Source organism: Enterobacter asburiae (genome assembly GCF_008080435.1).
Taxonomy (GTDB): Bacteria; Pseudomonadota; Gammaproteobacteria; order Enterobacterales; family Enterobacteriaceae; genus Enterobacter; species Enterobacter asburiae_C.
The window spans coordinates 34057-54412 of record NZ_VRKN01000009.1; the positions used below are offsets into that span (position 1 = coordinate 34057).

Consider the following 20356-nt stretch of genomic DNA (forward strand, 5'->3'; position numbering starts at 1 on the left):
ACCACTGCAACATCAGGAGGTGCTGATCAAGATGTTAGCCTAATAGTGTAAGTAATGTGAACGCTGTCGTTTTACTTATTGCATATCTGAATGATTTTTACTTTCCATATAACCATATAACCATATAACCATATAACCATATAACCATATAACCATATAGCCATATAGCCATATAGCCATATAGCCATATAGCCATATAGCCATATAGCCATATAGCCATATAACCATATGACATAATGAATTACCTATTGACCTATCAATGCTACCATATAACCATCAATATTGACTCCGATAGCCATCATCATTGTCTTTACCACTCGATTACCGGCACGACTATGAGATGCTGGTAGCATATGTTGAAAAAATGCTGGTTCTGTTTATGTGTAACGCTCTGTGCTGTGATAGCTCTACTTCAGAGCGGGCTAAGACCACGATTTTATAGACTTTTTGCCCTTCCTAAATTAGATTGGTTAGAAAAGTCAGTAGCGATTCATTAAGTAAGGGTGAGGTTTTCAATGGAACGTAATGTTTTGGGTCATGCTCAAAGAGAAATTTCAGGAGCAACCACATTCGGAAAATATGATTTTCAATATCATTGGGCCTTATGCAGAATAATTGAAAAGCATAAATTAAATTCTGACTATGCATTATTGATCGAATATCATGAGGATGTTGTTATCGCAGACTCATTGTATGGAAGTTCGGCAAAATTTGAATTTTTTCAAGTAAAAAATACTGGAAAACCTTTCACTTCTGACGCCTTAACCAAACGAGAGCAAGGTGCTGAGGGAGCTAAGAGTTCCATTCTAGGTAAGCTATTAAGCTCATGTATTGGTACAGACTATGAAGCACGCATTACGGAAATAGGTCTTGTGTCCTCCAGTGGTTTCTCATTTGAACAAAGAGATAAGAAGTTAAAATTAGACATTATAACTTCAGGTGATCTTAGTGTAGATTGCTTGTCGGGGTTAACTGAAAAATTAAAGGATGAGCTTGGAATAGCTCTCTTACCAGAAAATCTAAAGTTTATTGTTCCAAAAATAAAATTAGAGAACCAAGAAGAGTTTGTCATTGGTAGATTTGCTGAATTAGTAAATGAAATATTTCCAAATAGCCATTGTAATGCCGTTAATATTTATAGAGCAATAATCGATGAAATTCATCGCAAAGGACAGAATAGTTACGATTTTACTGTTTGGGAGAAAATGGTAGAGGATAAATCTCTCACATCTCATAAGGTAAAGGATGTTATAGCTGTTAATACAACAAGCCCAAAATTTGAAGACTTTGAGAAAGACTTTGAGTACTTAGCTAAAAATGATATGAAATGGAACACCTTGACTTATCGGAAGATTAATAAAAAAATAAAACAACTTTTCTTGCGCCGAATCGGACATTCGTCGGCTTTTGATATGAATATAATGAGAATAGTCCAGCAGGCGCTAAGTAGTGTTTCAGAAGAAGACTTTACAGAAACCCGTGATTACATTGAATCAGTTATTGCAAAATCTCAAGAGCTTAATATTGAAGATCAAGTGCCAGAATATGACGATATATTATGCGAGGTAATTTATAGTTTTTTAAAGGTGATGCATGAATAATATTGTAAGCAATAAAGATAACTATAAATTATTAATTCGGAATTTAAGGAACAAGAAAAATGAGAAGCTTGACATTTCAACGATTAGTTCTGATATCAGATTCGAAAAGACTTGCGAATCAGTTCTCGTTCAAGAAAAGATTGAATTTAATTACCGGAAAAGATAATAGTATTGGCAAGTCCACCCTTGCAAAAAGTTTACTATGGTCTTTAGGATGCGATCCTATTTTCGATGAAGAATGGAAATCAAATGACATTAAATCCATTTTATACTTTACTATAAATAACAAAGAGTATTTTTCATGTCGAGGAAGCCACTCAATAATTTTGGGAGCTATCGGTGATGAAGCTCAAAGATATATAAATATAACTGGTGATTTTTCGAAAGACTTCTCGGATCTCGTCAATTTCAAAATGAAGCTTCCTAATCGTGGTGATGGAAACTTAGAGATACCTCCTCCAGCATATTATTTTTTACCATTCTACATTGACCAGATAAAAAGCTGGAGTTCACCTTGGAATTCATTCGAGAACTTAGGGCAATATTCCAACTGGAAAGGTCCATTAATCAAATACTTTACTGGTTATCTTAAGCCTGAGCATTTTGATATTGAAGAAAATATTTATGAATATAGTGAAATCAAAAAAGAATCAGCACATAAAATAGAAAAATTTCAAAGCGCCGTTGAAGTTATAGTTGATAACTCGGTTGATTCGCCTATAGCTTTAGATAATAATGACTTCATTAAGATTCAGAATGAAATAAAAAATGAACTTTACGACTTGATCGATTACCAAACAAGACTTTATGATGCTCAGACTACTATCACCTCAAATATTTACGATCTAGAAAGTCAGTATGCGTTAGCCATTACTTCTGCAAATGAACTTGAGGAGGATTATAAGTTTGCGGTAGAATCCATACCTACTGATAATTTAGAGTGTCCATTGTGTGGCACTCTTCATGATAACTCACTACCTAACAGAGCGTTGCTTCTTTCAGAAAAGGACTCATTGCTTAATGAGGCAAATTCAATAGCATCTAAAATAGCGGAACTCAATTCTTCATTGAACTCATTAAATGATGACGCTCAGTTTATTACTAACGAAATCGAAAGGATAAATAAGAAATACATTACAGACGACGATGCAGTTGAAAAAGATCTCATTGCTCAAGTAATTGATACTATATCTACTGAAAACGTTTCAAAAAATATTAAAATTAAAATCGATAATGAAGACCTTAACATCAGCAAGGCCAACAGCTCCATCAAGGAGTTGAAAAAAGACCAGAAAAAACTTCTTTCTACCAAAGAAAAGGAAGAACTGAATTCGTCCTTTATGTCCAAACTGTTGGCAAATATTGAAGCACTAGGTTCGACAGGGATAAATCTTAGCAAAGTTAAATCACCCACTGATTACAAACAGTTGCTTGGTGGTGGTGCTGCTGAGGCTGCTAGGGGACTACTTGCTTATCAACTCTCTATACTACAACAAATTCATGGCGCTAAATCTTGCGTAGTGCCTCCTTTCGTTATCGATACACCCAACCAGCAGGAACAAGCGGGATACCGCTATGAAACTGTCATTAAAGAATTAATGCGTAGTGTTCCTCAGGATTATCAAATAATACTATGTGCAATGGAAAATGATGCATTAAATGAATTTAAACATGATGCTAATGTTATTGAGTTAAATTCAAATAGACTTCTAAATGCTTCATAATATAATTCTTTGAGGTCTGAATATAAATATATTCAGGCAATGGTTACAGGTCAAAGTGAGAAGGAATAAATAAGGTTAGCCACTCAATCTTCATATTAGATAATAAAAATAGGGGTGAAGTATGGTGAAAGGCCATCCTTGGCCTCTATTGTTATCTTTTTTGAGCAAATTCAAACGGCCTAACCATACCGTTTCGATTGGCATCAAGGAAATCAGCCCACCATTGCAGCATCAGGCGGCGCTGATCAAGGTACACGCAGCACGAACGCTGTTGCTTTCCTTGTGGTTCATTTGAAGCTCTGTAGCGTCTTGACTATAAACCTGAATTATATAGCTAGCTTGTGGTTACAATGACGATAAATGCCCTGTTAGATATCATTGTTCATTGCGTGTGATGTTTCTATCAGCTTAGTTATCCAACATGATTAGATTAGATTAGATTAGATTTGTATTTTTACCATAAACTGCGATTCCCTCAACTGCATAGCTAGGAAATAATACGCCAAGGCGATTTTCTTTTTTATGCCATCCCGGATGTACGGTCTCCATTAATATTTTTACATGTTCAAGGACTTTAGCATCAAGGCATAAAAGTATATAAGAAATGAAATCTTGGATCTTTTGATAATCATCTACAACTTTTTCAAATTCTATACCTCGTAATGTTGCTTTATAAGTATCATATTCTATGTCTCTAAATGTTTCAAATAACGGTGTCCTGTATTCAAAATAAATAGAGTCGAAAAGATAATTCAGTGGGTTAATATTCCCATGCAAGATTTCATTTCTTTTATTCATGATTGAATGAAAGTCTTTGCATGCTTGAATATGATTGTAGTCTACAGGTTGAGCAAATCCGATACAATTTTCATGCAAACAACTTACTCTTTCGTTAATACGCATTCTCAATATTTTGTCATAATTATTCTTGTCTTTTTTGATTTCTGGTTTAGCAAGCATAAATAATAAGAAATTTATAAATGATTCAGCATAAACAGGCAATAGCATGCTTATTGACAAACCCAATGAGGTTGCTTCTACATATTTATCTATTTTTTCTTTACTGTTTTTTTCCCATTGTTTGATAGCTTTTTTTGTTGGTTTCGTGCGTGGATCAAATCCAAGAGAATGCGGGATTTTGCTGATTGCTATTTTTTCAAGCTTTTCTAATTGAGATTCTATAACTTGCTTAAGTCTCTTAAATGGATTTACAAATAAGATCCAAGGTTCTAATGATTTTTTAAAGTTTGAAATATCCCTTCCATAGTTTTGAAAATCATTCTTTATATCAGTTAAAAGTTTCTCTTTGGCTTTTTTTTCATCTGATATGTCGAAGTTTTTCATTACTTCTATATAATATGTTCTGCAAAGAATTGTCAGTTGCTTATCTTCATAACTGAAGGTATAGTCCCAATGAATTAGGTTGTCAGAATCGTGATGATTTTTAAGAAGAGTAAATAAGCCATTAGGTTTTCCGAATCTTACATTAAAATAACAATAAAGGTCTACGGCTTTTATGTTTTCTTTCAATATCCAGATTGTTTTACTGGTAGCAATGATTTTTTTTTATTTAAAGCTTGAGAACTAAGTTCAGATGTTGGAATGATCTCAAGTTTGTTGATATCAATATTTGTTATCATTGTGAGTCCCTTGTCATGATCTTTATTTAATACGATTTTACCCTAACGTCTAACGAAGAGAGCTGGCTAAAAAATACTTCGTACAATCATCCATCCGCGCCACCCAAATCGCAGTAGGTTGACCTGAATCCATGCTGTATTTTCATTATCATGCCGCTAGAGCCTTAAATTTCTGCGTCTGAATATAATCACCCCACCATTGCATTAGTGTTGCCCGTTCTGCCAAATACTCGGCACGGTTATAAGCGGCTATGATCTCATCTTTCTTCGAGTGAGCAAGAGCCGCCTCAAGAACTTCCGTTCTGAACTTACCGGACTCCTCTGCTGCTGTTCTGGCGATAGAACGCATACCATGAGCTACCAGTTCACCACCGAATCCCATTCTGATTATGGCGGCGTTTGCTGTTTGCTCATGCATATGGCTGAGGGGAGCTTTGATGCTGGGGAAAACCCATTCTCGATGGCCGCTGATAGGACGCATGTTTTCAAGAATGCGAAGAGCTTCTTTACTTAATGGAACTTTATGAGGACGTTTCATCTTCATGAACTCTGCAGGAATGTTCCAAAACCTGTTCTCTTCATCAATATCGGACCAACGAGCACGAACAGCTTCACCGGGCCTTACCCACGTCAACAATTGCCATTCGATCAGCATACGAGTTTCTAATCGTATAGATGCGTTAGATAAAGCTACCATGAAACGAGGTAGTTCATCAGGTGGTAGGGCAGGCATGTTTTGCTTCTTAGGCTTACTGAAACGCTGAGCGAGATTGTCGGCAGGATTGAACTCTATAAGCTCTTCCGTGGCAGCATAGCGAAAAATTTCATTCAGGCGAGAAATGATGCGGCGTAGCGTTTCAAGCACTCCTCGTTGCTCAATTGGGTCTAGATGCTGCTTGAGCATTTTGGGGCGGATCTCTTTGATAGGAACATTACCCAGCGTTGGAAAGATGTTCCTTTCAAGACTACGCCAGATATCGTTAGCGTGGTCTTGCGAGAGTCCTGCTGTCTTCTTCTTCTCTTCTAACCAGCGTTCAGCAACTGCTTGCAATGTATTTTCAGTAGCATCTTTCAGGTCATTAGCCACTTTTTCATTATGAACTTGTGGGTCGATGCCGTTTGCGAGCAGTGACAGGTATTCATCACGCATTGCTCTAGCACGAGCAAGGGTAAGATGAGGGTAGTTTCCTAATTTTGTTTTTGTTCGTTTTTTGGTCGCTGGCACCTGATAGTTGAAATACCACACTTTCTTACCACTGGGCTTAACTCTCAACATCAAGCCATCGCCATCATACAGTGTTATCTCTTTGTTATCGTCTGTTGCCTTGGCCTTCTTGATCTGGGTGTCGTTGAGCTTAGTAACGATTCTTGCCATTTTTAGTATCCCATTTTTAGTAGCCTGAATGGTCGGGGTACTAAACAGGGTGTCATAACAAGTAGTTTCTAGCAATTCTCAGTAGACTTCACTGGACACGAAAAAGGCCGCAACCCTTGTGAGGTGCGGCCTTGGTAGCCTTTAGTAGACTTCGCTTTACTAAAAAGTGGTGGAGCTGGCGGGAGTTGAACCCGCGTCCGAAAGGTGTTTAACTCATTGAAAATAAAGAATTCTGTCACTGTGACAGGCATCAAGTGCATTTTACGTGCATATTGAGGTCTGTCTAACGTCCTGATTCTGTCCAACATTTTGAAATATTTACCCCGCTACAGCGCGGCTGAAATCGCGGTTTTACCGTCATATTCAGCCAGGTATTTACCGTAGTTGCGGAATATCATTTCCGGCCCTTTGTGGCCCATCTGTCCGGCAAGCCAGAAAAGGTTAACGCCCTGGCTAATATGCTTGGTGGCGAATGTGTGCCGCGTCTGGTACGGGTTACGGTAGCGCACGCCAGCTTTTTTCAGGGTCGGCACCCATGCTTTTTTACGGATAGCGTCGGCGTTCGCCCAGGGTTCTCCCGTTTTCGGATCGCTGAATATGAACTCACTTTTCATAAAGGTATATTGCTTCTGCGCCTGCAGGGCCGCCAGCGCCTCACTGTTCAGCTCCACCTTACGGGTACCGGCTTTTGTCTTGGTGCCTTTAAGTACCCCTACGACACTGGCCGCCTGAACGTGGGCTGTGTTCGCGATGGTGTCGAGATCAGGCCAGCGCAGCGCGCACAGTTCGGAGCTCCGCAGACCGGTATTGAAAGCAAAGCGGAACAGGTTTTCCCATTCCGGGTACCTGCAGCTCTGGTAAATAGCGAGGGTTTCCGCTGGCGTGAACGGGTCCACCTCGTAATCGTCGGCGCTTGGGCTGCTGTCGATCACGTGGTACCGGCTGGCGCTGACGAGGGTTACCGGGTTAATTGTCAGCAGGCCATCCGTAACCGCTTCATCAATGGCGCTGCGCAGAAACGAAAGGTTATTCCTGGTCGTTTTCAGCTTTGTTTTCCGGCTGGCTATCCAGTTTTTAAGGACCGCTGGCGTCAGTTCTGACACGTGGAGTTTATGCAGGGCTGACAGCGCCGACAGGCATTTTTCATAACCGTTGATCGTCGACGGGGACAGGTTGCGGTTCTGGCAGATTTTCAGGTACTCGTCCAGGTAAGACTTTATGTTTTTGGTTTTCTTCACCACCCCGAACAGCTCCAGCTTTTTGGAGTTGGGGAAATATTTCGCATATTCAAAGGTGCCACTGACGATCTGGTTTTGTATCTCCCCGAGCAGGCGCTCGGCGTACTTCACACCGCGCGCGTTTGCTTCCATTTTGGAGAGGGGCTCCCGGCACAGAACCCCTTTGTATGTGAACGTGATAACCAGAGTGTCGCCAGTTTTATGCTGGCGGATGGTTACTCCTCTTGGGAGAGATAATGATCCTTGTTCTTTCTTGCCCACTTTGAAACCTCCGTTAAGTCAATCCAGCGTTCTTTAACGCCATCGACTTTTAATACATGTACTCCCTCCTTCCATAACCCCCTTTGTATCCGTTTGTTAACGGCTTCTACCGTTTCCCCCGCGTCCCTGCAGTATGTAGAAAGGGGTACACAGTCAAGACTCATGGCTGACCTCCTGCCCGAAAGCCTGGGCATTTTCCAGTTCATTAGCGGCATAAATCAGGGCGTTGTGATGCGCGCGAAAACCACCATCAAGTTCGCGAGCAGCTCTGTCGCGCAAGATGTCGATCGCAGCCTGATAGTCATTCTGGTAATCGGCCGAACTGGCCGGCAGCTCCGCCAGCACCATCAACATGTTTTCCGGGTCGATGGGAATGGTGGCGAGCCCGAGCTCTTTGGCCTCAGCTGCTAAACGGGTCCAGCGTTCAATAATTTCAGTGGTACCTTTTTTCATGGCATACCTCAGAAACCTATCAAAAATTTATACTCAATCAGCGCGCCGAAAACGACGGCCACCAGCAACAGGCCAAACAGCATAGAGAGGAGGAAATACTTCATCGTGATGCCTCCCGAAAAACAGATCTGTACGCACGCAGCATGTCCCGAGACTTGCCGGATAAAACTGTTCTCATGAAGAACATCCCGCTACGGGTTGCTACGATTCCGGGGGTGTGTAGCAGCGTGACATCTACCACTCTGTTATGTTTACGGAACTCAAACAGTGTGCTTGTGATAACGATGTTCGCCACGGCGCCATAGTCCTGATGTTGAATTTTCATCTTCTGTCCTTCAGTTTGCTGTATCGTTCATGGCTCATTACTTCCCAGTTCTGGCCGCCGTCTCGGGACAGCAGTCGCCAGCGGCGATTAACCCTCAGGCTCAGGTTTCCGGAGCCGTGCATACGGCAGGGATGAATCCGCCTGGCCCTGAACTGGCGGAGTACATGGACCGCCTGCAGGTGTACCCACTCAGGAATTCGTATCGCTGTCAGGGCCATTGTCCTTCTCTCCTGCTGGTGGGGTGATCGTGTAACCGGCTTGCTCAGCCATCCATAAAAAAGTCTCCAGCGATGCTGTAACCTCGCCGTTCTGAACCGGGCGCGCGTGGATAACTTTCCCGTTCTCGATTGTCAGCACGATATTTATTGGTTCGTGCGTGATAATTGGTGTCTGGTCACTCATGGCTTGTCTCCGCTGTGACTGATTTTTGTTTCTTGGCAAACTCGACCAACTCAGCAATGAGATCGTCGATTAATGCTTTTCCGCTTTCTGTCAGGAACTCACCGCTGCCATTCACATCTACGGCGTTGCTGTAAATTCCTCTGATGGCTTTTACACCGTCGATATTCCCGTATTCACTGAGAGCCAGTTTTTCGAATCGTCTCAACAAACCATCAAGCAGTATTTCTGTTAATTCGACTGTGTTTATTCCACCCTTAGGCATATTAATAATGATGCAGGTGCTTCCGGTCTTACGCTGGTGGCGTAATAACGCAGCCTTTAAAATTCGTCGGCGATAAGTGTTAATTAAATTATCCATTTATTTAATCTCCCTTTGCGCATCTTCATTCGCTAAAACGATATTTTCTTCCTTCTCTGTCCAGTTATAAATCAAACTGGCTAGGTCATAAGCCAGACCTAAAAGGCCATCCAGTTGGTGACGGTCAAATTGTTCATGATGAGCGTGAATTGTTTGCATCAAGGCATTTAACTGCTCAGCTTTAACATTCACGCCTTGTATATCCTGGCGTTCTTCAATTGGCATTGTTTACCTCCCATATGCTTTTTTAAGATAAAGCCTGGCGATTACTTCGTAACCACACGCCGCATAAAGGCACGCTGTTCTATATGCCGCTTTGTCTTTGATGAAAGTCATATGAAGTGCCTCACAGCCAAAGAAGCGACAACTCTTCCATGAATACGTATGTCTTTTTGCTCACCCGAGTAAAGCGTGAAAGTTGGGTAATGGTGATTGTCAGAAATAATCTTTAGTGACCCGTCCAGCAACGGTTCTATTCGCTTGATGAAGAGGCAGTTACGGCCAAAAACATCGCCAGTAAAAACATAAATGCCGGGTGTAAGAACGCGGCCTCCACAATCAACAAAAGCTACAACCTCACAGGGTTCGATAGTCGGTTGCATTGAATCACCTTCCATCCTGCAGCTCTTAACTCTGTTTCCAAAATCATTAATATTGTCAGAGCCGAACAGCATTTGTGGTGTTTTAATTGGCTCGTTAAAAGAAAGTGAATTTTGCATTTTCATTTCCTCGGGGTGAGTTCGGTCACGCCATTTAAGGCGTTATATTTATTTCTATATTTATTTAATTAATGATCTAGCAGAAAACATATTTTTAATATCAGGATGCTCATCAATGATTTTTTTAGCTTCATCACAGGCATCATCATAGCTTTTGAAAAAATCAACTAATACGAAATAGTTTTCGTATCTTTGGTAAATCGCAAATTCTATCCAATCGATAAGATTGGTGATAAATTCGTAATTAGCATCGCCCTGATAGGGTTGCGCCGTTTTTAAATATACCCAATGGCTTCTGCTTTCTTTGATTTTTTTATGAATATCAAAGTGCCTATTACCCGTTACCGCTTGTGGATCTCTTTTCATTTCTCTGGCTCCGTCACTTGCCGATGAAATGAATAATACTAGATGTTTTAGTATCTGCAATACTAAAAGTATAGTTTTGTGGCGGGAATGGGCTTACTTATTGAAATGTAAAGAAATAAAAAAAACCTGTCAGGAGGACAGGTTTTGTACTGTTAGTAGCTTAATCAGAGCCACATCATAGCTTGAACAACGACACCTATGATCCTGCAATTGCCGTTGATTGGAATGAGAGGATATTGAGGATTCAATGGCTTGAGATAGGTTTTCCCGGCGTCAATTACCAGTTTTTTAAAGGTCGCTTCGTTTGCGTCGGTAAGCTTGGCAACTACTAAACTCCCATTGATTGGTTCTTTACCTGTGTCGACTAAAACGTACATACCTTCAGGAATGCTCATACCGACAGGAGAAGTCATTGAGTCACCCTGGACTTTCAACCAGAATCCTTGACCTTCAATGTGTGCATCCGAATCGTACCATTCATCAATGTCTTTTAGTGTGTACGGTTCTATAGCCTCACACCATGCCCCTGCACTTACCCAGCTAATGAGTGGGTATGTCCCACGTGGTTTGGCCGGGCCATGATAAGTAACGTTTGATACCTGAGATAACAGCTCAGCTTCTTTAGCAAGAGCTGGGCTGAAACTCGAAATCGGCTCATGAAGCAGTTTCGCAAACTTAGCTGCAACTGGAAGATTCAGTGGGTTTCTACCGTTCAGGTAATGACCGACAGCTCCCTGAGAAATGTCCAGTTCGTCGGCCATATCAGCTTGGGTGATGCCCAATTCTTTTTTCTTCGAGTCATACAAGGCCTTAAGGCGCGCTGCGTCTTGAAGCTGTTCTGTCGTCAATCTGCTTTTCTTTTCCATAGCCTGATTTAATACCAAAAGTTTGATTATGTCTCCTACCTATAGTACCCTTCATTTTAATACTTTTAGTAGTATTTAATCGTAGAGGACGTATGAACCAGATTACTCTTAAGGAATACGTGAAAGAGCACGGCCAGGTAAGAGCTGGCGCAGCGCTCGGAGTAACGCAAATTGCCATAAGCAAAGCATTAAGAGCCGGTCGGGAAATCTTTGTTGTGATTTCTGAGGAAGGGACTGTTTCAGCTTTTGAAAACAAAGCATTCCCATCTAAGCGGCGAAGCGATGAAACCAGAGCCTGAGTTACTCAGCATCTTACCTTCCGATTTTAGCCAAGCGGATGCCGAGTGGATTAAGCAGCAGATACTTAGCCTGACACCAACTGCACGACAAAAAGCTATCCAGCGTTATGCAGCTGTGTATCAGGAGACGTTTGAAGCTGAACCCGTTTCCTACCGCAAGGAGAACCGGGCAAGGCATGAAGCAAACACAAGGCTTCGCCTGTTTGTGAGAAATCAGGGCAGAGCTTTACAGGGGTATACCGCCGAACCTCCCCTGGCTGGAACGCAATCGCGCTCTTCATTGTTTCGGGTTTAAAGGTACCCGAACAGAAACAGGCTTAAAGGTGCCTGTTCAGGTTGGCAACCAACTGACCCAACTCCTCATATGTACTAGGTAAGTAGTACGTTTTTATGGGGAAGAGGGAAAGGGGGGTAAGGGGGGATTGGGTGTAGGGGCAGGAATAGGGTCTTTTCCAACAGGAGAGATCCATTGGTTAAGTAGATCACTGTCTTAAGGGCGCAATTAAAAAACGCCTGTATCAGCAAGGTAGTACAAAGCGCTCAGGCACTGAGAAACGAAAAGGGTTCTTCCTGGAAGAGTGATTTTTCAGAGGAGCTGAATCAGAAGGGAGGCTGGCAGCCTTTGGGGAGGCCACCAGCCATGTGAGGGGGAATCCATGAAAACCACATCACAAAATTATTATCTCATCAGCACGGGAGCAGCACAATGGAGCTGACGATCACGCCGAATTTTGCACAGGAACGAGCGCTAAACATGTTGCGCCGTGACTGGAAGGCAAACGACACCTTCATGGTGTATTCGCCAACCGGTAGCGGTAAAACGGGTTTGGCCGCCTTCATCGTTGCCGGGTTTGTCAGCCGTGGTATGCGCGTCCTGTTCTGTGCACCGTACACCATCCTGATCGGTCAGACGGCTAATCGGTTTGTGGAGTATGGATTACCGGGGGATGAAATCGGTTATATCTGGGCGGATCACCCGAACTACGATCCGGACCGGAAAATTCAGATTGCCAGCGCCGACACGCTTATTCGTCGTGTTTTTCCTGAAAATATCGATCTGCTGATTATCGACGAAGCACACCTGCGTAAAAAACGCATCCTGAAGGATATTGAACGTCTGCGCGGCAAAGGCGTAAAGGTGATTGGCCTGTCGGGTACTCCGTTTTCCCCGTTCCTGGGCAAATACTATGACCGACTGATTAAGCCGACCACCATCGGCGAGTTAATCCAGCGTGGAGATCTGAGTAAATACGAATTTTACGCGCCAACTAAGCCGGATCTGAAAGGTGTTAAAACCAAAGCATCGCTTGAGTACGGCAGCGATTACAACGAAACGCAGCTGGCTGAAATCATGTGCGGCTCTACGCTGGTGGGCGACATCGTACAGAACTGGCTGGAGAATGGCCGGGATCTGCCTACCATCGCTTTCTGTGTCAACGTAGCCCACGCCAATTACCTGACAATCCAGTTTAATTTGGCGGGTGTTAACGCTGAGGTTATGACCGCCGACACTCCAGTGGATGAACGCCAGACCATCATTCACCGCTTTGAAACCGGTGCAACGAAAATCATCGTTAGTGTGGGCGTTCTGGTGGCCGGCTTCGATAGTGACGTTCGTTGCATCATCTACGCCAGGCCAACAAAAAGCGAAATTCGCTGGCTGCAGGCGCTCGGGCGTGGCCTGCGCACCGCACCGGGTAAAGAGTCCTGCCTCATCTTCGATCATAGCGGTACCGTGCACCGTTTGGGTTACCCGGACTCAATCGAGTACGACGATCTTCCCGGTAAGTCTGACGGCATGGAGGAAAGCGCGCGCCGCGCAGCTGAGGAACGGGCCGAAAAACTGCCACATGAATGCTCTCAATGCCATTACATGAAGCCAGCTGGCGTCTATGTATGCCCGAAATGTGGGCATAAGCCGCTGGGCGGTGAGGACGTCGATACCGACACCGGCCGCAAACTCAAAAAGCTGGGTAAAAACCAGCATCAGCCCACGAAGGCAGAGAAACAGGCCTGGTGGAGTCAGATCAAATTCTATCAACGCCAGCGCGTATCGCAGGGGAAAAAGCCCGTCAGCGATGGCTGGTGCGCAAATACCTTTCGCGAACGGTTTGACGAGTGGCCTAACGGGTTGAGCGATTTCCCGATGGAGATCACTCCGACCGTCTCTAATTTCATCCGGCACAAATTGATTGCGTATGCGAAAGGGCAGGAGAAGGCCAAGCGCCTGCAGGAGGCATCAGGCACGGCAGCACCATCCTCAGTACAGCAAGCACAGAAAGCGATTAGCGACATTAAACAGCAGTTAGGAAAACGAGCATGAAGACGGCAGAAGCGGCAAAAGGTCAATGGGCAATGATTTTTGAGCACTTCGGGTTACCTCCCATTAATGCCAGAAATCACTTTAAAGGCGAGTGTCCGGTATGTGGTGCGCGGGGAAAGCTGCGTATTGATGACCGGGACGGCCGGGGAACATGGATCTGTACCTGCGGCAGCGGTGACGGAATGAAGCTTGTCACTCTGACACAAGGGAAGCCATTCAATGAAATTTGCAGGGAAATAGACCAGCTGATTGGTAATAACTTTACCCGCGAAGCCTTCCCGCGCACTTCAGATGCAGTAAGCGCCCGAGATCGGGTTCTGTCCAAATTTTCGAAACTGGTCAACCTGAAAGGAACTACCGGGGCGGATTATCTGCAGGCCAGGGGAATTTATCAGCTCCCACAAGAGGCGGTGAAGTTCAATGATAAACAACGCTACGGCGGTAAGGTTTACCAGTGTCTGTATTCACTCGCAACTGACGACAAAGGCGAGCTTTGCTATCTGCACAGAACCTTACTAGACGGCAATCAGAAAGCCCAACTAAGGGATTCTGCCGGAGCGAAGCGCCAGAAATCTCTTCAGGACGAAAGCTATCTGGATCATGCCCGTTCCGTCGCTATTCGCATGTTCCCGGTAGCGACGACCCTCGGAATTGCCGAGGGTATCGAAACGGCTCTTTCCTGCAAGCAGCTGTACAACGTTAACACCTGGGCCACCATGACCAGCGGATTCATGAAGAAATTCCGTGTTCCTGCAGGTGTGAAAAATTTGATTATTTTCGCAGATCGAGACGTAAACAGCGCCACCGGATTGGCTGCGGCCACCGAATGCGCCCATGCCAACTTACTGGCAAAAAATGACCTGGAAAAAATCAGCATCTACTACCCGGATAACGGGGATTTTAACGACATGCTCATGAACGGCGATCAGGTTCGTGAGGTGGTTTTCTTCAAGAAAAAGGCGGCTGCGTAATGCGTACTGATAACAACGAACATAAAGCACTATTCACCATCCCGACGGCAGCGCACAGCTCCGCCCTCGCAAACATCAAGCCTCTGCCCGAGCAACGGAGAATCACCGGGCATAAGCAAACTGACGCTTATCTTTGGGTGCTGGAGGTGATCCGTCTGAACGAACCCGCACATCTGGACGCAGCCGAAGCCGCACTGGAGAAAATTGAAATCTCCCCAAAAGAGGCCGAGGAACGTTACGCGCGTTATTTGCTGGCGAATGGTGGCGATCCTTTCCAGGTCGCTTTCGGTACCATCGGTATGGATAACCCGGCACGGGCAATCAGGAACGCCCGGGAGGACATCAAAAAAGCAGCATCAGTCAGGGCCACGTTCGGCAGCTATGAGGCAGCTCTCGAAGATGTGGAGGCCGAGCGAGTAATCAAGTCTTCCCCGAAATTTATCGACGATCACCTTTGGGGATGGACTCTGGCCGAGAAGAAAGCTGGCAGCATTAACGGCAGCCGTATGAACGAAATTGATGAACAGCGCCGGGCATTTGTTGAAGGCTATCGTGATGTACTGCCAGAGCCCAATACGCTTTCTGACGTTGTTCGTGAGTTTGTTTACTGGGACTGGCTCTACAGCGTTCGTCACACTGCAACTAAAGAACAGGGCTATGAATTTGGTTACTCCGAGCATCACGAATCCGTATATGACCGCGAGCGCTACCTTGAAAAATTGCTGGAAACCATCAAACCCGTGACGCGAGCTGAAGCTATCGAGGTATGTCGCTGGTTCCTTGAAAGTGAAAAGGGGCAATACATGGAGAACCACGGCGCAGCGGTGATTCTTAACCTGGTAGGGGAGTGTGAAGAATGAAACTGGAGGCATCACTAAAACACTTTAGCCCTCAGGGAATGCACATCAGCGACGACGTGAAAGGAACTTCTCCGGAGCGTATCACCGGCACTGATGTTATGGCGGCCATTGGTACCACCAGCAGCCGAGCGCGGTTTGGTCTGGCTGCCTTCTTTGGTAAGACCGGGATCAGCAAAAGCGATGAGCAGCTGGCAGTACAGGCTCTGGCGCGTCATGCAATGGAATCAGCGCCCAGGAATGTACGTAAAGCAGCAGCAGGCGAATTTGGCTGGTGTATGCTGACACTGGCACAATTCGCCTTTGCTGAATACTCCCGTTCAGCGGAAACCAGCGTGACGTGTCACAGCTGCAGCGGCAGCGGATTAACCTCTCAGTATGAGGATGTGATCAAACATCCTGGAGTCTTCAACTCTGACGGAATGGAAATCGTACCACCGAAAATCAAGTACGAACTGGTCAAGCGTAAATGCGCGGTATGTAACGGTAAAGGTGAGCTGCTGGCCCGATGCCGTTGCGGCGGTAAAGGTGAGGTGCTCGACCGCAAAGCCACAAACGAGCGCGGCGCGCCAGTGTTTAAAACCTGCGAGCGCTGCAGCGGAAATGGATTTTCTGGGGTGCCGTCTACTGCAGCCTATAAAGCGATACTGAAGCGAGTCCCGGATTTGCACGTCAGAACGTGGACACGTAACTGGAAACCGTTTCTGGAGGGACTTGTCGACGTCTGCTACAGAGAAGAACAAAAAGCAGACTCCGCGTTTCAGGACGTAACGAGCTTTCGTGATGATGTGAACAAAATTTAGCAAATTAGCCATGTTAAGCTTGATTTTGTCCGAACTTGTCATGTATGCTTCAAATCGTAGGTTATTGCGCCTACACGAAATCAAACCCGCCTCCGAGCGGGTTTTTTTATGGCCGTAACAGGGAAGAACATTGGGCTTATGGGCGTTCTGCGTCGAGGGCCACCCTTCGGGGGAAAGAGTGACGATAACCCGTCACAGTAGGCTCAGTGCTCTCCCCGTTACGGTTAATTGCAGTCCTCAGAGACAAGCCGAAGATAAGCATCGGCAACCGTAACCAATTACTCCCGAACCAGGTCAACACGAATGAATACATTCATCATTTGTGCGTCCGGCCCGTCTCTCAATAAATCAGATTGCCAACTGATCTCCGGATCGGGGCTGCCGGTTATTGCTGTTAACTCCACCTGGCGAGCCGTGCCTGATTGTGAATACATTTACGCGGGTGATCTGCGCTGGTGGGATGCAAACATCGATGTTCTGCCGTCCTCCGCCTCTCGCTGGACCTGTAATTACCGGGCTCATAAACGCTATGGGCTAAATCTGTTTGATACAGACACCCGGTGGGCCTTCAACTCCGGGCAGCGCTCAATTCTGTTTGCTGCCAGCCAGGGGGCGAAAAACATCATCCTGTTAGGGTTTGACTGCTCCATTAATGGCGGTAGTCACTGGCATGGTGATCACGTCGGACTGGATAACCCTACAGCTGAGAGTGTTACGCGATGGCGCGGGGAGTTTGCCAATACCGCCAGAGCGCTGACCGGTAAGGTGAATATTATCAACAGTAGCCGCCAGACAGCGCTTAAGTGCTTCCGGCGTCTCGGCCTCAATGAGGCTTTACGCGAGGTAGCATGTTAAACGTCCCTCTATTCATTGAAGGCATGCTGGGCATGGGTGACAACATCTACCAGCGTGCTTTCGTTAAGCAGTTGCCCGCTGGTACTTATATCCGGACAGCCTGGCCCGAACTGTACGAAGATTTGCCCGTTCTGCCCGTTCGCAGTTTTACAACGCTCCGCACGCAGCGAAAAAACGAGTACCGGACGCAGGCCGCTTTTCACCTGCCGCCAGATATGCGCCAGACAAAACGGATTTTCTACGGTCCGGATCATCTTCGGCGCGGTTCAATATTTGACGCGATGCGCCAGCAGTTTGGCACCGAGCCGTCTGAACTTGATTTGCCCTCTTACGGACCCGCTGAATTTACGTCTGAAAAGCCGATCGCGGTAATTCGTCCGGCAACTGTTCGCAGTGAATGGCGCAGTGATTCCCGTAATCCTGATCCAGATTACCTACTTCAGGCATCCCGATTACTGAGAAAGCATTTTTGCGTAATCAGTGTGGCTGACCTGCAGGAGGGGGAGGAGTGGTCAGTCGGTGAACTTCCCGAAGCAGATCTGCGTATGCACTCCGGCCAGCTCAACTTCAAATCACTGATGCGCCTTATTGAGCATGCCGCCGTGGTGGTTACGCCGGTGGGCTGGGCGCTTCCTGCTGCTATTGCCTATAAAACGCCAGTGTACGTCGTCGCTGGTGGGAGAGGCGGCCACAATGCACCGGAAATCGTAACCGATCCGGCGATGGACCTCTCCCGGGTTGGCTGGGCTATTCCCGACAATTACTGCCGCTGTGAAGCATGGGATCACCACTGCGACAAGCGGATTTCAAATTTCTCCGATAAATTCGAGGCCTGGCTCCATGAAGTCGTTTTATCAGGAACTGGAAAGCGGGCTGGTATTTCTACCGGAGCTCGGGATCGGACGCTATCCCGTTCCGGCATCACGCCCGTATGACGAGCAGTATTTCGCAAAGTATCAGCAGCTGGCTGACACCGAAACGGGCAGAGCTTTAACGCAATCCCGTATTGAACTGGTGGAGCGCCATTTTCACGGCCCTGTTCTCGACGTTGGTATCGGCGCTGGTCAGTTCGTCGCTACCCGACCGGGAACGCTTGGGTATGACGTTAATCCGGCTGGTATCGCCTGGCTGAACGAGCGGGGCGCATTCGCTGACCTCTACGCCAACAAGTGGCGAGCTCTTACGATGTGGGATGTACTGGAGCACATTGACGAGCCGGAACTGGCGGTACAGCAGGCCAGCGAGTACGTGTTCTTGTCGATCCCGATTTTCACTGATGCCGGAGACATTCTCCGCTCCCATCATTTCAGAAAGAACGAGCACATCTGGTATTTCACTGATGAAGGTATCAGGCGCTGGTTTGCAGAGCAGGGCTTCACCTGCGCAGAGCAAAACACAATCGAATGCCAGTTAGGGCGTAAAGGCGTCGCGTCGTACGCTTTCCGCAAAATTTAACTTCTTTTTTAACACACAGCACCCCGGACCCGGAGGTGTGGAATGCATCGTATGAATGACCAGTCAGGTAATGTAATTACCCAGTTTTTCGCGTGGCTGGCAGCTGTATCAGCGGCTCTGGGATTTTCAACCCAGGACATGGTTTTCATGTTTTTCGGTCTGATTGGCGTACTTCTTTCTCTGGCCTCTTTTATATCCGGTCGGCTTGACGCCAGAAAACTCCATAAAGAGGACCAGCGCCGCACTCAGTTGCTGGAAAAATATTTTGATGATGCCCGAAAGCTACCTCCTGCGGATCGTCCGGCAAGCGTCAAGGTTGTTACAGATGCCATTAACAGGATAAACGCAAATGCAAAATAAAAAGGCAGGTGCTGCGGGTATTGTTTGTTCAGTTGCTGCGATCATCGCGATAGTGCTCGGTAACGGGCATGTTCGAACCAATGAGCGCGGACTTGAGCTCATCGGTAACGCGGAGTCATGTCGTCGTGATCCTTATGTTTGCCCCGCTGGTGTGCTCACCGATGGCATGGGAAACACCCACGGCGTTAAACCCGGCACAGTTAAAAACGACCAGCAGATCGCGGCGGAATGGGAAAAAAATATACTCGATGCTGAATCATGCGTTAATCGGTATGCCAATGGCAGAAATCTGTCTGATGATACTTTCAGCGCTGTAGTATCGGTCACTTTCCGCGCCGGGTGCGGCAATATGCGGAGCTCGACAATGTTCTCGCTTTTTCGAAAAGGTGACCTTAAGGCGGCGTGCTACCAATTCCCTCGTTGGGTTTACGGTGGCGGTCGGGTTCTTCCTGGGCTGGTTACTCGCGCAGGTAAAGAAGAGGCTCTCTGCTTGGACGGTCTGAAATGATCACCTTTGCGGATATCAAAGCCGCATGGCGTTCGATAGCGCTGGTGGCCGTGGTGATTATTATTGCGGTGTTGTGCATCCTGCTGGCAAACAGTCGATCTGACGTCGCTACGCTGAAGAGTGATAACGACGTTCTGCGCAGTGACAACACCCTGCAGGGGACGGTTATCGCTGCTCAGGCTTTCAATTTCAACCGGTTTAACCAGGTGGCCGATAACGCCAGCCGGCTTAACTCACTGATTGATGCCAGTACCGATAAAACTGTTATCCAATACCGGGAGATCCTCCGCCGTGAAAAGACCTGCGATCTGCCTGTTCCTGCTGATGTCGCTGGTGGGCTGCTCAGCTACGCGAACAGTTTACGTGCCAGCGCAATGCTCACCGATTCCGGGAACGCTGACGCAGCCGGTGATAGCACCACTACCGCCAGCGCGCTGACCTATTGCCAGGCTGTTCTCTGGATCAAGCCGCTGCTGGCCGCTATCGAAAAAGCGAATAATCAGCTGGCTGGAATACGCCAGATCGAGAAGGACAGGCAATGATTATTGCCAGCATGACATTACAAAAGCCATTCACTGAGTGGCTTTGATAATGTTT

General features: G+C 46.1%; 27 protein-coding genes and 1 pseudogene. 14 read left to right on the forward strand and 14 right to left on the reverse strand.

Going from position 1 to position 20356, the window contains the following annotated elements; genetic code table 11:
• Positions 1-515: 515 nt before the first annotated feature.
• Both FU672_RS16885 and FU672_RS16890 read left to right on the forward strand, forming a co-directional pair.
• The gene (locus FU672_RS16885; RefSeq protein WP_148244131.1) at positions 516-1601 is read left to right on the forward strand and encodes a DUF4297 domain-containing protein; all 1086 of its coding nucleotides are present in this window, start codon (positions 516-518) and stop codon (positions 1599-1601) included.
• A gap of 59 nt (positions 1602-1660) precedes the next feature.
• The gene (locus tag FU672_RS16890; protein ID WP_148244132.1) at positions 1661-3325 is read left to right on the forward strand and encodes a synaptonemal complex protein 1; all 1665 of its coding nucleotides are present in this window, start codon (positions 1661-1663) and stop codon (positions 3323-3325) included.
• A gap of 151 nt (positions 3326-3476) precedes the next feature.
• Here the strand turns inward: FU672_RS16890 and FU672_RS16895 are convergent.
• The 14 genes and pseudogenes from FU672_RS16895 to FU672_RS16960 form a co-directional block, all read right to left on the reverse strand.
• Positions 3477-3646, reverse strand: a pseudogene (locus FU672_RS16895) (tyrosine-type recombinase/integrase); the annotation flags it as partial.
• Positions 3647-3760: 114 nt separating this feature from the next.
• Positions 3761-4669: a hypothetical protein gene (locus tag FU672_RS16900; RefSeq protein ID WP_148244133.1), complete on the reverse strand. Its 909-nt coding sequence runs from the start codon at positions 4667-4669 to the stop codon at positions 3761-3763.
• 444 nt (positions 4670-5113) lie between these two features.
• Positions 5114-6340 carry an integrase domain-containing protein gene (locus FU672_RS16905; protein ID WP_148244134.1) on the reverse strand — a complete coding sequence of 409 codons (1227 nt, stop codon included), beginning with the start codon at positions 6338-6340 and terminating at the stop codon, positions 5114-5116.
• A 326-nt stretch (positions 6341-6666) separates the two neighbouring features.
• On the reverse strand, positions 6667-7839 hold the full coding sequence (locus tag FU672_RS16910; RefSeq protein WP_032625797.1) for an Arm DNA-binding domain-containing protein: 1173 nt from the start codon (positions 7837-7839) through the stop codon (positions 6667-6669).
• Positions 7794-8003, reverse strand: coding sequence for a hypothetical protein (locus FU672_RS25155; protein WP_000050710.1), 210 nt, complete (start codon positions 8001-8003; stop codon positions 7794-7796). Before FU672_RS25155 ends, FU672_RS16910 begins: the two co-directional genes overlap by 46 nt.
• Complete coding sequence (locus tag FU672_RS16920; RefSeq protein WP_023150190.1) at positions 7993-8292, reverse strand: hypothetical protein; 300 nt, start codon at positions 8290-8292, stop codon at positions 7993-7995. Before FU672_RS16920 ends, FU672_RS25155 begins: the two co-directional genes overlap by 11 nt.
• Before the next feature lie 100 nt (positions 8293-8392).
• Positions 8393-8617 (reverse strand): hypothetical protein, encoded by a 225-nt coding sequence (locus tag FU672_RS25160; protein ID WP_127732071.1) that lies wholly within the window; start codon positions 8615-8617, stop codon positions 8393-8395.
• The gene (locus FU672_RS25165; RefSeq protein WP_126817214.1) at positions 8614-8835 is read right to left on the reverse strand and encodes a ParE family toxin-like protein; all 222 of its coding nucleotides are present in this window, start codon (positions 8833-8835) and stop codon (positions 8614-8616) included. Before FU672_RS25165 ends, FU672_RS25160 begins: the two co-directional genes overlap by 4 nt.
• A complete protein-coding gene (locus tag FU672_RS16935) occupies positions 8807-9019 on the reverse strand; it encodes a hypothetical protein (RefSeq protein ID WP_045354491.1) in 213 nt (70 codons plus the stop codon). The genes FU672_RS25165 and FU672_RS16935 overlap by 29 nt, the downstream gene beginning before the upstream one ends.
• The gene (locus FU672_RS16940) at positions 9012-9377 is read right to left on the reverse strand and encodes a hypothetical protein (RefSeq protein WP_047028406.1); all 366 of its coding nucleotides are present in this window, start codon (positions 9375-9377) and stop codon (positions 9012-9014) included. The genes FU672_RS16935 and FU672_RS16940 overlap by 8 nt, the downstream gene beginning before the upstream one ends.
• Positions 9378-9602, reverse strand: coding sequence for a hypothetical protein (locus tag FU672_RS16945; protein WP_148244135.1), 225 nt, complete (start codon positions 9600-9602; stop codon positions 9378-9380).
• Positions 9603-9709: 107 nt separating this feature from the next.
• A complete protein-coding gene (locus FU672_RS16950) occupies positions 9710-10096 on the reverse strand; it encodes a S24 family peptidase (protein WP_148244136.1) in 387 nt (128 codons plus the stop codon).
• A 60-nt stretch (positions 10097-10156) separates the two neighbouring features.
• Positions 10157-10462: a hypothetical protein gene (locus FU672_RS16955; protein ID WP_148244137.1), complete on the reverse strand. Its 306-nt coding sequence runs from the start codon at positions 10460-10462 to the stop codon at positions 10157-10159.
• Between the two features lie 164 nt (positions 10463-10626).
• Positions 10627-11328, reverse strand: coding sequence for a LexA family protein (locus FU672_RS16960; RefSeq protein WP_103142036.1), 702 nt, complete (start codon positions 11326-11328; stop codon positions 10627-10629).
• Between the two features lie 92 nt (positions 11329-11420).
• On the opposite strand from FU672_RS16960, the gene FU672_RS16965 reads away from it, so the two are divergent.
• From FU672_RS16965 to FU672_RS17020, 12 genes are all read left to right on the forward strand, one after another.
• A complete protein-coding gene (locus FU672_RS16965; protein ID WP_060569205.1) occupies positions 11421-11627 on the forward strand; it encodes a Cro/CI family transcriptional regulator in 207 nt (68 codons plus the stop codon).
• The gene (locus tag FU672_RS16970) at positions 11611-11922 is read left to right on the forward strand and encodes a hypothetical protein (RefSeq protein WP_148244138.1); all 312 of its coding nucleotides are present in this window, start codon (positions 11611-11613) and stop codon (positions 11920-11922) included. Before FU672_RS16965 ends, FU672_RS16970 begins: the two co-directional genes overlap by 17 nt.
• A 411-nt stretch (positions 11923-12333) precedes the next feature.
• A complete protein-coding gene (locus tag FU672_RS16975; RefSeq protein WP_063132038.1) occupies positions 12334-13950 on the forward strand; it encodes a DEAD/DEAH box helicase in 1617 nt (538 codons plus the stop codon).
• Positions 13947-14921, forward strand: a complete 975-nt coding sequence (locus FU672_RS16980) for a toprim domain-containing protein (protein ID WP_032666054.1) — start codon at positions 13947-13949, stop codon at positions 14919-14921. Before FU672_RS16975 ends, FU672_RS16980 begins: the two co-directional genes overlap by 4 nt.
• Positions 14921-15781 carry a helix-turn-helix domain-containing protein gene (locus FU672_RS16985; protein WP_148244139.1) on the forward strand — a complete coding sequence of 287 codons (861 nt, stop codon included), beginning with the start codon at positions 14921-14923 and terminating at the stop codon, positions 15779-15781. The genes FU672_RS16980 and FU672_RS16985 overlap by 1 nt, the downstream gene beginning before the upstream one ends.
• Positions 15778-16581, forward strand: coding sequence for an antitermination protein Q (locus tag FU672_RS16990; RefSeq protein WP_148244140.1), 804 nt, complete (start codon positions 15778-15780; stop codon positions 16579-16581). Before FU672_RS16985 ends, FU672_RS16990 begins: the two co-directional genes overlap by 4 nt.
• A gap of 303 nt (positions 16582-16884) precedes the next feature.
• Positions 16885-17436, forward strand: a complete 552-nt coding sequence (locus FU672_RS16995; protein WP_148244141.1) for a motility associated factor glycosyltransferase family protein — start codon at positions 16885-16887, stop codon at positions 17434-17436.
• Positions 17430-18371 carry a hypothetical protein gene (locus tag FU672_RS17000; RefSeq protein WP_072205394.1) on the forward strand — a complete coding sequence of 314 codons (942 nt, stop codon included), beginning with the start codon at positions 17430-17432 and terminating at the stop codon, positions 18369-18371. The genes FU672_RS16995 and FU672_RS17000 overlap by 7 nt, the downstream gene beginning before the upstream one ends.
• A complete protein-coding gene (locus tag FU672_RS17005; RefSeq protein WP_047343655.1) occupies positions 18277-18891 on the forward strand; it encodes a methyltransferase domain-containing protein in 615 nt (204 codons plus the stop codon). The genes FU672_RS17000 and FU672_RS17005 overlap by 95 nt, the downstream gene beginning before the upstream one ends.
• Before the next feature lie 42 nt (positions 18892-18933).
• Complete coding sequence (locus FU672_RS17010; protein ID WP_311776069.1) at positions 18934-19251, forward strand: hypothetical protein; 318 nt, start codon at positions 18934-18936, stop codon at positions 19249-19251.
• The gene (locus FU672_RS17015) at positions 19241-19759 is read left to right on the forward strand and encodes a lysozyme (protein ID WP_047343654.1); all 519 of its coding nucleotides are present in this window, start codon (positions 19241-19243) and stop codon (positions 19757-19759) included. Before FU672_RS17010 ends, FU672_RS17015 begins: the two co-directional genes overlap by 11 nt.
• Positions 19756-20301: a hypothetical protein gene (locus tag FU672_RS17020; RefSeq protein WP_047343653.1), complete on the forward strand. Its 546-nt coding sequence runs from the start codon at positions 19756-19758 to the stop codon at positions 20299-20301. The genes FU672_RS17015 and FU672_RS17020 overlap by 4 nt, the downstream gene beginning before the upstream one ends.
• Positions 20302-20356 lie beyond the last annotated feature (55 nt).